The sequence below is a fragment of the Sphingobacterium sp. GQ94 genome (assembly GCF_059758715.1).
The window spans coordinates 380,937-394,074 of sequence record NZ_JCAXEC010000002.1 but is presented as its reverse complement, the minus strand read 5'-3'; the positions used below and the strand labels follow the sequence as shown (position 1 = coordinate 394,074).

General features: G+C 32.5%; 13 protein-coding genes. 4 read left to right on the top strand and 9 right to left on the bottom strand.

The window, feature by feature from the left end:
• Positions 1-101 precede the first annotated feature (101 nt).
• The gene (locus AC6CHH_RS03435; protein ID WP_498279753.1) at positions 102-1,142 is read left to right on the top strand and encodes an outer membrane beta-barrel protein; all 1,041 of its coding nucleotides are present in this window, start codon (positions 102-104) and stop codon (positions 1,140-1,142) included.
• Positions 1,143-1,204: 62 nt separating this feature from the next.
• Here the strand turns inward: AC6CHH_RS03435 and AC6CHH_RS03430 are convergent, their stop codons facing one another.
• Positions 1,205-1,690: a regulatory protein RecX gene (locus AC6CHH_RS03430; protein ID WP_498279751.1), complete on the bottom strand. Its 486-nt coding sequence runs from the start codon at positions 1,688-1,690 to the stop codon at positions 1,205-1,207.
• A 253-nt stretch (positions 1,691-1,943) separates the two neighbouring features.
• On the opposite strand from AC6CHH_RS03430, the gene AC6CHH_RS03425 reads away from it, so the two are divergent.
• The 3 genes from AC6CHH_RS03425 to AC6CHH_RS03415 are packed head-to-tail and all read left to right on the top strand — an operon-like array spanning position 1,944 to position 5,608.
• On the top strand, positions 1,944-4,382 hold the full coding sequence (locus AC6CHH_RS03425; RefSeq protein WP_498279749.1) for a bifunctional UDP-N-acetylmuramoyl-tripeptide:D-alanyl-D-alanine ligase/alanine racemase: 2,439 nt from the start codon (positions 1,944-1,946) through the stop codon (positions 4,380-4,382).
• A gap of 1 nt (position 4,383) precedes the next feature.
• Positions 4,384-4,989 (top strand): DUF502 domain-containing protein, encoded by a 606-nt coding sequence (locus AC6CHH_RS03420; RefSeq protein WP_498279747.1) that lies wholly within the window; start codon positions 4,384-4,386, stop codon positions 4,987-4,989.
• A 1-nt stretch (position 4,990) separates the two neighbouring features.
• The gene (locus AC6CHH_RS03415; protein WP_498279745.1) at positions 4,991-5,608 is read left to right on the top strand and encodes a LytS family sensor histidine kinase; all 618 of its coding nucleotides are present in this window, start codon (positions 4,991-4,993) and stop codon (positions 5,606-5,608) included.
• Between the two features lie 54 nt (positions 5,609-5,662).
• Here the strand turns inward: AC6CHH_RS03415 and AC6CHH_RS03410 are convergent, their stop codons facing one another.
• From AC6CHH_RS03410 to AC6CHH_RS03375, 8 genes are all read right to left on the bottom strand, one after another.
• A complete protein-coding gene (locus tag AC6CHH_RS03410) occupies positions 5,663-6,049 on the bottom strand; it encodes a hypothetical protein (RefSeq protein ID WP_498279743.1) in 387 nt (128 codons plus the stop codon).
• 222 nt (positions 6,050-6,271) lie between these two features.
• Positions 6,272-8,347, bottom strand: coding sequence for a polyphosphate kinase 1 (gene ppk1 / locus AC6CHH_RS03405; protein ID WP_498279741.1), 2,076 nt, complete (start codon positions 8,345-8,347; stop codon positions 6,272-6,274).
• A gap of 75 nt (positions 8,348-8,422) precedes the next feature.
• Positions 8,423-8,797 (bottom strand): hypothetical protein, encoded by a 375-nt coding sequence (locus AC6CHH_RS03400; protein WP_498279739.1) that lies wholly within the window; start codon positions 8,795-8,797, stop codon positions 8,423-8,425.
• Between the two features lie 8 nt (positions 8,798-8,805).
• The gene (locus AC6CHH_RS03395; RefSeq protein WP_498279737.1) at positions 8,806-9,381 is read right to left on the bottom strand and encodes a DJ-1/PfpI family protein; all 576 of its coding nucleotides are present in this window, start codon (positions 9,379-9,381) and stop codon (positions 8,806-8,808) included.
• A gap of 24 nt (positions 9,382-9,405) precedes the next feature.
• Positions 9,406-9,927, bottom strand: a complete 522-nt coding sequence (locus tag AC6CHH_RS03390) for an NADPH-dependent FMN reductase (RefSeq protein ID WP_498279735.1) — start codon at positions 9,925-9,927, stop codon at positions 9,406-9,408.
• Positions 9,928-10,058: 131 nt separating this feature from the next.
• Positions 10,059-10,682 (bottom strand): hypothetical protein, encoded by a 624-nt coding sequence (locus AC6CHH_RS03385; RefSeq protein WP_498279733.1) that lies wholly within the window; start codon positions 10,680-10,682, stop codon positions 10,059-10,061.
• A 47-nt stretch (positions 10,683-10,729) separates the two neighbouring features.
• Positions 10,730-11,848 carry a lipid-A-disaccharide synthase gene (lpxB, locus tag AC6CHH_RS03380; RefSeq protein ID WP_498279731.1) on the bottom strand — a complete coding sequence of 373 codons (1,119 nt, stop codon included), beginning with the start codon at positions 11,846-11,848 and terminating at the stop codon, positions 10,730-10,732.
• An 83-nt stretch (positions 11,849-11,931) separates the two neighbouring features.
• Positions 11,932-13,134, bottom strand: a complete 1,203-nt coding sequence (locus tag AC6CHH_RS03375) for a porin (RefSeq protein ID WP_498279729.1) — start codon at positions 13,132-13,134, stop codon at positions 11,932-11,934.
• Positions 13,135-13,138: the final 4 nt, after the last annotated feature.

Genomic DNA, 13,138 nt, shown 5'->3' with positions numbered 1-13,138 from the left:
TGTTCTTTTTTAAATAAAAATCGCCTTTATCTCTTTTTTTTTGTAAGCATCTAGCTGTTATTATCGTTTAATTTTTATAAAAAACAATGAAAACACAAATCATGAAGAGATTATTATTGTTAATTTTGGGTATAGTACCCAGTTTGACGACTTATTGTCAAGAAGAAAAATCTAGTTTAGAAATTTCTGGTTATGCTGATGCTTATTGGAAATTCGATTTTGCCGAAAAGGAAAACATTACTACGTATTTTGCAAATGATCAAAATTCAATTTCTTTAGGGATGTTAGGTTTAGGATTAAAAAAAACTACAGGGAAAGCTACTTTTGTGGGAGAGCTTGCTTTTGGTCCAAGAGGTCAATATCAAAGCATACCAAATGGAGATGGCACGATGGCCAATGGAGAAAATTCTTTTCACATCCAAAATTTATATGCCAGTTATAGCTTTACCGAGGCCCTCAGTGTCACAGCCGGATACATGGGAACTTTTATAGGTTATGAAGTTATTTCCCCTGTTGCCAATTTTCATTATTCAACCTCTTATTTATTTGGAGCAGGACCATTCCAAAACGCAGGACTTAAGGCAAGCTATAATTTTTCAGATAAAGTGTCCTTGATGGTGGGGTTATTTAATGACTGGAATACATATAAAGACTTTAATGGTGTATCGCATATAGGGGCTCAATTGAAACTCGTTCCAATACAAGGTTTAACGACCTACATAAACTTTTTATCAGGTTCTTCGGTTGGAGGAGATGAGAATTACAGTTCAGGAACATTGTTAGATTTAGTTGCTACTTATGATCTTTCAAGCAAAATAAACTTAGCACTAAATGCAGCTGATTATACGTCTAGTTCTGAAGGAGGATATTCCGGGGTCGCTTTATACCCTCGTTACAACATCAATGAAAATATTGCTTTAGGGTTGAGAGGTGAATATTTTAAATTAAAAGAAATTGATGAGTTAGAGAATTCCGAGTTTACATCCTTCACGATGTCAGCAAGGATTAAACATAAGGGACTTTCGTTGATCCCCGAAATTCGACTTGATCAAGATAATCAATCTAGTTTCCTGAAAAAAGACGGCATAAGCCCATCCAAGGTAGCATCACAGGCCTCTGTGGCATTAGTATATCAGTTCTAAACGAGTTTCAAATCAATAAACGTATTTTATTTACGTTTATTGATTTCTAAATAGTTTTATCTTCAATCGTCAAATTGACCTATTATTTTAAATATCATATCATTTTCAAATCCTTTAGACTGTAAATACCTAATTAGCTTAGCCTTTTCATTTATATTTAGTAGTGAAATTGGTTTATTTACCTTCTTAAAGATAGTCTGTTTAATCTTTTCTTCATATTCCTCTAAATCAATTTCGCGTAAAGCGATTTGAATAAGCGGTTTTGATATCCTTTTCAACTTCAGTTGTTGTATTATTTTTATTTTTCCCCAACCTTTTATTCTAAATTTTCCTATAACATATGCTTTTGCGAATCTTTCTTCATTTAAAAAATTTTCTTCCACCAAAGTTGAAATTATATTCTCTACCTCTAACTGATGTAAGCCCCATAAATATAATTTGTCTCGGACTTCCTGCTGAGACCTATCTTGGTAAGCACAATAGCTTTCTGCCTTTAGTTTGGCTTGATGAGCTGTTAATATTTTTTCTTTTTTTTTATCGTCGTACATGCTATATAAACTACAATGATATCATCTAATAAATTAGTAGTTGTTTTCAATCAATAAAATTAAGGTTTCTTTTGTCAAATGGAGAACAGAAAATGAAGCCTAAATATACATATAGCACCTACGATTCTAATGCGGAACAATTCGGGATTAAAAGTACGATAAACATGAATCCTTTAAAGAAGGGTGTATCAAAATTGTCCAAATTATGATAAACTTTTAAAAAAAATGATGAACTTCGTTTCATAATTTATTGATGATGTATACGATCGAATTTATCTGCGAAATTCTAGATATAAAACCTTTAAAATCGAATAATACGAACCAAAATATTAGCGAATTAGTGTATGATAGCCGTAAGGTAAATCAACCAGATCAAAGTTTGTTTTTTGCTCTTAAGAATTTACGTGACGGTCATGACTTCCTTATGGACGCTTATAATAAAGGGATTCGTAGTTTTGTTGTCTCAAGGGATGTTCAATTTTTGAAAGATAAAATGGATATCAATCTTTTAGTTGTTAATAATGTATTAGCTACCTTACAGCAACTTGCAAGTTACCATCGCAGTCAATTTAAAAATCCCGTAATAGGAATCACAGGAAGTAATGGTAAATCTATTGTTAAAGCATGGTTGAGCCAGTTAATTTCTCCTGAGAAGAACGTATACCAAAGTCCAAAAAGCTACAACTCTCAATTGGGTGTTGCCTTATCATTGTGGAATTTGAATTCACAATATGATATTGCGTTAATAGAAGCGGGGATTAGTGAACCTGGAGAAATGGTTCGTTTGCAGAGAATGATTAAACCTACTATAGGTGTCTTAACAAACATTGGAATAGCCCACGCTCAATATTTTAAGACTAAACAAGATAAGCTTAAAGAAAAATTGATACTGTTTAATCAATCAGAGATCGTAATTTCTGGCTCCGATTACCTTCAAAATTCTGAACAGTTAGCTTTCCCTAATATTTTGAAATGGGGTAAAGGCGATCACAATGAAATTCAAATATTATCCTTTGAGAAATTAAATCAATTTACCAAAATACATCTTCGTCTAGGTGATATAAACAGTTTCTGTATTGTACCATTCATAGATAAGGCTTCTCTAGAGAACATTATTACATGTATTTCAGTCATGTATTATTTAGGTTATAAAATTCAAGTCATACTAGAAAGAGTCCAAAACTTAAAGGCGCTTGAAATGCGTCTTCAGTTAAAGAAGGGGGTAAACCATTGCTCAATTATTGATGATTCTTATTCAAATGATTTAGGTTCATTAAAAATATCGTTAGATTTTCTTCAACAACAAAATCAACATTCAAAAAAAACCTTGGTACTATCGGACATGGAAGGTTTGAGAATGGACCAGAAGATTCAAAAGAAATTGGTTGATCTGTTAAACTCGCAATCATTGTTCCGATTAATTTGGGTAGGAGAGTCTTACAATTGGCTGAAAGATATAGGTATACCAAAAATCATTACTTTTGAGTCTACAGATAAATTAATCTCAAATTTGACTGAATTAAGCTTCGAATCTGAGAGTGTATTGATTAAAGGAGCTCGTATTTATCAGTTCGAAAAACTGGTCCAAGTGTTGACTTTAAAATCTCACGGAACCACGCTGGAAATTAATATGAATGCATTATCAAACAACTTAATGATTTATCGATCTTTAATACCATCTGGAGTTAAAATCATGGCGATGGTGAAAGCATTTTCATATGGAAGCGGTAGTTATGAGGTCGCCAACTTATTACAATTCAACAAAGTTGATTATCTCACTGTGGCATTTGCAGATGAAGGAGTTGAATTGCGTTCAGCTGGTATTACCTTACCCATCATGGTCTTATGTCCGGATAATGATACTTTTGAATCATTAGTTCAATACAACCTAGAACCGGAAGTTTATAGTATGAGATTTTTGGAAGATTTTATTGGATTTTTAGGTCAAAAAAAACTTAAGAATTATAAGATTCATCTCAAATTAGATACTGGGATGCATAGGCTTGGTTTTTTTGAAAATGAAATTGATCTATTAATCAACCGATTGAAAAATCAACAAGAGGTCAAAATACAATCCTTTTTCACCCATTTGGTTGCATCTGGGGACATTAAAAAGGATAATTTCACTAAATATCAAATAAGTACTTATAAAAGATGTGCCGATAAACTGGAAAGAAATTTAGGATATAATTTTATTAAACATGTGGCTAATACTTCTGCAATAGCCCGTCATCCAGAAGCTCATTTTGATATGGTCCGTCTTGGTATAGGACTCTACGGCGTTAATATAGACAAAAATGTAACAAATCTTGAACTGGTGAGTAACCTAAAAACAACGGTTACACAAATCAAAAATCTTTCTAAAAATGAGACCATAGGTTATGATCAAGCAGGAGTTTTAACTCGTGATAGTAAAATAGCTACTGTAAAAATTGGATATGCGGATGGGTATAATCGTAGGTTTGGTAATTCAATAGGAAAAATGAAAATTAATAACCAACTTGTACCTACAATCGGTAATATTTGCATGGATATGTGCATGTTGGATGTCACTGACATAGATGTACAAGAGGGAGACCAGGTAATTGTTTTTCCTGATATTATGGAAGCAGCAAAGCAAATTGGAACGATTCCTTATGAGTTGTTAGTAAATATTTCAAGTCGAGTAAAAAGGATTTATTATTTCGAATAAAATGATTAGAAAAGTTTTTCAACAGTTCTTCTATTACCTAATCAAAGGTACGTTGGTGGTCGCACCTGTTGCTGGTGCAATATTTGTTATTGTTTGGTTGGTCGCAACATTAGACGGAGCATTAAATATTACAGAACATTTTTTGCAAGATGAAAGCGGGCATCCATTGTATATTCCTGGTATAGGCATATTATCGGTTTTATTACTTCTGGCATTAATTGGTTTTATTTTTACAACATTTGTGACAGCCCCTATTCGAAGTTGGTTAAACAGAACAATCAATAAAATACCTTTGTTTAATACGTTGTATTCCTCCATAAAGGATTTTACTGAAGCTTTTGTCGGAGATGCAAAAAAATTCAACGAACCAGTTTTGGTTGAAGTTAATGAATATGGCCTAAAAAAAGTCGGATTCTTAACCCAGAAGGACTTATCATTAATGGGTTTGCCAGGGGAGGTGGTAGTCTATTTTCCATATTCTTATTCTGTTGCTGGTCAGGTTGTCGTGATTTCCTCTGAAAAAGTACACAAGTTAAACCTATCGGCTACCGATGCCATGAAATTAGTTGTTTCTGGGGGAGTTAGTGGACTAGAAGCCAAAAAATAGTATGGCAATTTTTAAAAATAAACAGAAAGAACTAATAAAGGAATTAAAACGGGACTTGTTGTTTGCAAAATATAAAAGTTCATTTGAAAATGCACAGCTAGATCCCCAGTTGGGCCTTAAGTACTATATGCTTCCCGAAATTAAAGATACACAATCGGTAAGCTTTTTTAATTTTCAAAAATTAATCCTCAAGATCAATATCAATGAAATCTGGACACTTGAAAATGAGGTGAATATAATTACTAAATATATTGATTTATGGCATTTATTAGATTCTAAATCATCAACGGTAAAATTTGAAATTAAATCTATTAATAAAGAAGTAATAATTCATCCATTAGTTCTTTTACCGCTAATACAGAACGCTTTTCAGCACGGATATAATAGTATGGAAAATTACCCCATTAAAATTAAATTAGAGGTCACTGAATGCAATATAGCACTTACCGTTAGCAACCATGTAAATCATTATTTAGAAAATCAGGCACAAACCAGGATTATGGATAATTTAAAGGGAAGATTAATGTACCACTATCCTGATACGCATCAAATTTTGACCAATAGTAATAGTATACTTTTTAAGGTTAATCTGATACTTTCGGTAAAATCTACGGACTAAAAAAGGAGTTACCTTATTGGGGACAACTCCGTTTAATTAAATTAATTGGATAATTTATCTACTACAATCTGCGCTCCAGCTTTTCTGATCAGAAGTGTAAAGTATATGCAGAGTAGATTCTGAAATTGTAATTGTACCTAAAGAGCCATCTCCAAAGAAAATAGTATTATTATCACCTTTTTCCATTTTAATATTATTCAAATCAGGGATATCATTGTCAAATTTAAATGAATAGTTATCTCCACCTACTTTGGTAACGATTACTTTTCCAGGTCCCTGCTGAACACTGTTTGAGTTATCTGAAAAGTCAGAATATCCAATTTCGCCAGTGTAAGTTCCAACAAATAAATCATTATCTACCGGATCATCATCTTTAGAACATGCGGTTATTGTAAATAAAACCACAAATAATAGACTTAATAGTTTCATCGCGTTTTTCATAGCTTAATATTTATTTCTAATTGTTTACTACACTATGTATTACCAAATGAGATGCCAATCTGGTTGTAACAGAGTAGTTACATGACTAGTTTAACATAAGTTAACGTCCTTCTTAATAAAATAAATATCAACCTTCGAGTTATTTATGGAATAGAGGCTTTATAGACAATAAAGCAATTGAGAAATTAGTTCAATGATTAAAATCAAACCATGAGCTTAAGATTAATGATTTGGAATTTCAGTTTTAGACTTCAAATAGGTATAAATTTCGATTTGAGATCTAATTAATTCTTCATTATTCTGTACATAATTATTGCTTTGCGTATTATTCAGAATTCTAGCTTTAACATTGTCTTTAAGCTGTATAATGAGCATATCTTTAAGTTCATTTTTGAGTTTTTTATTGGTAATTTTTACAGCAACTTCTATGCGATAATCTAGATTTCTAGTCATCAGGTCCGCCGAAGATATATAAATTGTTTCATGACCAGTATTATAGAAATAGAATACTCTTGCATGTTCTAAGTATTCATCGACAATACTTATCGCGTTTATTGGTTGTAGAAACTTATTTTGATTTACTGCACAATAAATTCCCCGTACGATCAAATCTATTTTAACTCCAGCGTTGGCGGCGTCATAAAGTTTTTTAATTATCTCCTTATCACTTAAAGCATTAATTTTTAAAATTATTCTTGCTTGATTTCCGGCAATTGCCTCACCGATTTCTTGATCAATTAATGAACATATATTTTGCCTCATGTCGGTAGGGCAGCACATAAGGCTTTTATTATTTGTAATACTTTCATTTAGGGGAATTTTTGGCTTTTGTAACGCTTTAAAGACTTTATTAATGTCGGCCATGATTCCTTTATCACTTGTCATTAGGCAATAATCAGCATAAAGTTTAGCAGTTTGTTCATTGATATTCCCTGTGCTGATAAAACCGTATTGTATTGTTTTATTATCAACTCTTTTTTTTATGATGCATATTTTTGCATGCACCTTTGTTTCATTAAAACCAGTTAACACTTTAATTCCCTCAGCCTCAAATCTTTCTTTCCAATCCAAATTATGTTCTTCATCAAACCTAGCTCTTAATTCGAGCATGACAGTAACAATTTTTCCGTTTCGAGCTGCATTAACAAGTGCATTTGCAATCTTAGAATTCTTAGCCATCCGATAGATGGTTATCTTTATGGTTTGAACCTCGTCATCCATTGCGGCTTCTCTAAGAAGGTCGATAACAGGTCTAAATTCATGGTAAGGAAACGATAATAAAATATCTTTCTTTAGAATAACATTTGTAACACGTTGATCTCCAGAAAAACTTGGGTGTTCAAATGAATTTCTTTCAATTGGTTTATGATATGTCTTAAAGACGTCGGGGAAATCCATGAAATGTTTGAAATTATGGATTTTCTGTCCTGGAATTATACTATCTTTTTTTCCAATTTTAAGCTTTTGAATCAATAATCCTAATAATTCTGGATTCATCTCTCGGTCAAAGACAAAACGAGTAGGTTTTCCTTTCCTGCGATCTTTAACCGCCTTGCTAATTTTTTCTACTATAGTTGTATTAACATCATTATCTAGATCAAATTCAGCATCTTTGGTAATTTTAAATGTATGAGCTTTGAACTCATCAAATTCAAAATAAGAGAAAATATATGATAAATTAACTTTTATGATATCTTCTATTAATATTATATGTTTTTCATTTTTTGGAGAAGGAAGGATGGTAAATCTGCTTAACTGGCTTGATGGTAATTCAATAATTGCGAATTTGATATCATTTTCCTGGTTCTTTTTATACATAGCAATACCCAGGTAAAGGCTTTTGTCACGCAGATAAGGCATAGGTTTATGTGGGTCTAATAAGAGAGGAATAATGCTACTCTCAACCTCTTGATCAAAATATTCCTGGACAAATTTTAGTTGATCTTGCGTTAAATCCTCGGCGAATTTTATTAAAATCTTTTGGTTGGCCATTTCTTTTTGTACCAATTCCCATGCATTATCAAATTGTTCCTGTTGCTGTATGACAATATCTGTAATCTGATCCAAAATTAAGCTTGGACTTTCGTAGTAAAATCCTTTAGTTTCTTTACTGTCTAGTTGTGTCGCTCTTTTGAGTGCGGCGACTCTTACTCTAAAGAACTCGTCTAAATTATTCGAAAAAATACCTAAGAACTTAATTCGCATAGGTAGAGGGACCGTTGGATCAATTGCCTCTTGTAAGACCCTGCTATTAAAGCTTAACCAACTTATATCTCTAGGGATAAATTTATTTGCCATTTTCTAATACATATAACCCAAAAGTCAATCTTTTTCTAAGCAAACCCAATCTTATGGATTGATGGTCGAAATGATTTATTTATTAGATCCTCTTCGTTTTAAGATATTTATAGCCTTGTATTTAGAAACATCATAATGAGGTTCCTGAATACTCATTTTTTTAGGAAATGGTTCTTTTGAATCAAAAAAGAAAATTTTGGTAACACTCGCATAATCATTAACGGGAAACATATCGGCACACTGATCGAATGCCGCATTGACAGGGTCTTCTACAGTGACGGCATAAATCCTAACGATTCCACCTTTATTTTGTTCGTTTCTCACAAACGCAACCTCTTTAAAGCCACCCGGTAATTCCTCAATAGATTTTTGATTAAATGTCTCATACAGGAAATATCCTACGATTAAAACTAGTGGAATTAGTAAGAACCACTTTTTGTTTTTTTTCATATGTATATTTATGAAATATTAATAGCCAACAATTTAAAAAACTCTTTTAAAATTGCTTGATGACCTGGCCACGCTGGAGAAGTAACTAGATTCCCATCTAATACCGCTTGATCTGCAGGGACATCTTTCCATGTTCCACCAGCTAGCTCAATATCGGGACCGACTGCTACATAAGCTGTTAAAATCCTGTCTTGCAATACTTTTGCTGTGGTTAGCACTTGTATCCCATGACATATAGCTGCAACTGGCTTGTTTTTATCAAAAAAATATTTTGTGATTTCGATCACACGTTTATTTAACCGGATATACTCTGCAGATCTACCTCCTGCAATATAAAGCCCATCATATTCTTCTGGATTTACTTGGTCAAAGTCCTTATTAATAGCAAAATTATGACCACGTAATTCTTTATAAGTTTGGTCTCCTGTAAAATCATGAACTGCAGTTGGTACCACATCACCTTTCTTGCGATCTGGTGCGATTGCATCTACTTGAATTCCCACTGCGCCCATTGCTTGAAAAGGAACCATTGCTTCATAATCTTCTACGTAATCTCCAACGAGTAATAATACTTTCTTTGTCATGTATATCTATTTATATATGGATGTTTATATTAATCTAAGTTTCATTTCCCTTTTTGTTTTGCGAATTTTTGCTTCAAGTTCACTCCTATAGAGTGATGTTATGATTCCTTTTCCTTCTACAAAATTTTTAGTAAATTCTGGCAATGCAAATGTTCCTAAAATATCTGCCCCACCTTTTAACATTTTTTCTTCAGCCTGTAATAAAATTGATCTGGATTCATCTATAGTATCGCTTGTTGTCAGTAAGAAAACAGCTTTTTTAGTAAATAGTTTTTCCTCGTTTACAGGTATTATCCAATCGATATTATCTTCAAATGAAATTAAGATCAAATTAGCCCAATCTAATTGATCCACAAAATTTACAACTGGGATAGAAGAATCGATCTTATCAAAACTAGCTCTTGAAATAAGAGGTAGTTCAAACTCGTTTAAATCTAAGATTTTTATTTTATCATCAACTTCTTTATAATATTTAGAAACACTTTGAATGATTTTCCTGTTAATAGAATTCGATTTAAAACTACCTGCAATTGCTAGAATATTCATAGACTTAAATTTACGAATTCAAAGCGAGAAGTGGATATTATGTTTATATAAACTTTTTCCGAAAGTTCAAATTTTATAATTTACTTATCGTAATTGTCGTTTCTAATAGCCTGAAAATTTGTTAGAAAAAATTACTTGGCTTTTATTATAGCTTTTCCTTCTTTCCCGGGAGATCCGGAATAAATTTGTCCTTGAGGCAGACCTCTCAATCCAGGTGATGACATAGATATTCTGTCATAAATTTGACGAATTTCGCTATTCGGATTTACGCGTAAGCCGCCTGGTTGTACGTCGATAAATAGATAATGTTGAGATTTTTTATCTTTAGATTGAGGTACTACAGAAAGACTGTCATAGGTTATGTTTACATTTCCGCCATTGCCATTCGGGAATGTTTTGGTTCCGTTAAGGGCATCGATACCCCGTGCTAAAATAAAGAGTGATCCTAGTTTTTTGAAATTTACAGAGATATCAAAGTTGGTAGCATTGTTTTTACCGTCTTGCCCTACAATGACAACGTTATCACCGATTACTGCATAGCCTATTTCGATCTTTACATCTTTCTTTCCAAAAAAATCTAATTTAGATTTGTCGTTCATGATTAATGTATCAATCTTTAATACCAGGGAAGAATCTCTATTGTTAAATACCTTCTTTTTTTTCTTTTTAAGTTCCAGTTTTTCAATATGTTCAACATGTTGACTGAAACATACTGTTGAGCTAAAAAGAATGAATAAACTTAGTAAATATTTCATAATTATGTTCTTTAAGTTTAGTAAAGACAAATGAAAACATTAAAAGTTTAATTTTTAGAACCTAAATAATTAATTATTAATTGTGCCGTTTTTTGAGACGCACCGGGGGAGCCCATTTTTTCCCTTAGAATATCATAATTTTCTATTACACTTGCCCTATGTTCTTGATTATTAATCAGTTTGTCAACTTCATGAGCAATCTCTCTGGCATTACAATTTTTCTGAATAAGTTCAATTACAGATAGATAATTATTGATGAGGTTTACTAATGAAATCCATTGAATTTTGATTAAGGATCTGGCAAGCATTACAGAAATAGGATTGGCCTTATACACAACCACTTCAGGGACTCTTAGCAAGGCTGTTTCCAGGGTTGCTGTTCCACTAGTGACTACTGCAGCAATGGAGTTGTTAAGTAAGTCATAGGTTTGGTCAAACACGACCGGAAATTTATCTTGGTCAAAATAATTTTCATAATATTCTAAGTCAAAATTTGGAGCACCAGCAATAATAAATTGATGTCCAGGAAAATATCCTTGAAGTTTAATCATTTCAGGGAGAATATTTTCAATTTCCATTTTTCTACTTCCAGGAAGCAATGCAATAATAGGTCGTTGATCAAATCCGTTATTCTCTTTAAAATGTTCATTAAATTTATAACTCGAAATGGCATCTAATAATGGATTTCCTACATAATCAACTTCGAATTGAAACTGTTTATAAAAATCCACTTCAAAAGGTAGAATACAAAACATATGGTCAACGACCTTCTTAATTTTATACACTCTCTTTTGATTCCAAGCCCAAATTTTTGGTGAAATGTAATAGCAAACTTTTATCCCTAACTTCTTTGCAAATGAAGCAATTTTTAAATTAAATCCAGGAAAATCAATTAAAATAACAGTATCCGGCTTTTCTTTGAGGATATCTTGTTTTACTTTGTTGAGATTTTTATATATGCTTCTAAGGTTTCTAATAACTTCGATAAAGCCCATAAAGGCCATTTCAGAAGTGTGAATTAAGACCGGTTGACCTGCAGCTTTTTGCATCAAATCCCCTCCAACAACTCTGAATTCTGATTGTTGGTCCTTTTCCTTTAAAGAACTTATGAGATTTGCTCCGTGCAAATCTCCTGAAGATTCACCTGCAATAATATAATACTTCATTACCGAAAACTAATATTTATGATTCTATAATCTTAATTGTAAGATGCATTTAACCTTAATTTTACATAATTTTTTTTTTAAAATTAGATTCCGAGTTCAATTTGAAAAACACTACCCCATGAACTTTTATTGGTTTGATTGTTAAAATAACCATTTTTAAAAGTATATGATCCGTTAATTTGGAATTTCAATCGATGTGCTTTTATATATCGTGTTAATCCCAACTCAATGACTTCTGTCTGAGCTTCAAATTTTCTGATATCCTGGTGTGGCATAACATAAGTATATCGAGCCGCTATTTCATATCCGTGGTTCATTAAATAGGATGTTTGTTGATTAATACCCCATCCTTTAAATCCAAAAGTTTCCTCAGGGTCATCTGCCACAGTCATATTCAACGGATTATCTATGTCTCTACGCATGTATTCCGCTTGGTATGCAAACCCCATATATTTGAAGATTGCATCAGCAAAACTGGTTTTTAATGTAAAAGGATTTTGAACATATCTTCCTAATTGTCCTCCCTCTCTAATGGTATTATCATTGTAGCTATATCCACCGCCAATTGATAATTTAGGAGTAGGTTCTCTTTCTAAATCTCCTTCTGAATAATCTCCGGCATTGATAAAATCTCCAAGTGGTAAAAATTCGATTCTACCGGTATACGATAGACCTCCATCGGTCGAATTAGCCGGTCTACCTTCACCAGTAGAAATTGCCGCCTTAACATTAATGGGTATATTGCCCATTTTTTTACTTAAGTTAAAAGAGATTCCAAAGTCTCGATCCATCGTAAAATGACCATTAACAAGGGAACGATCAGCAAATTGTAAAGAACCTGAGGAGTTCACGCGTTGACGATTTCCTGGTAATTTATTTTGACCAAGAGACACATAAAAATCGTCTGTGAAATTGTAAAAAACTACAGCATCTCTAATAATGTTAGGAATACCTGTGTCGTCAAAATCTTGATCACTTCTTGTGAAAGCTAATTGGACCGAGTACGAAATTTTGGGTGTATAGATATAACCATCCATTCGCATCCGTAAGCGTCTAATTCTAGCGTCAAACTTACCGTTATCAATTTCATCTAGTCTATTGTTATATCCAATTCTATTTTGCATTCGAAATCGAAAATTTGCATAGAACAAAGAGTCATCCGATTTGTATTGAATTCCTTTAAAATTCAATATCGTGGCACGGTCATCTCGCTCTTGGGCAAAACCAATGGGAATGATACAAAAAAGTCCAAAAAGAGTTATAAAAAATTTAATATGTACGTTCATTTGG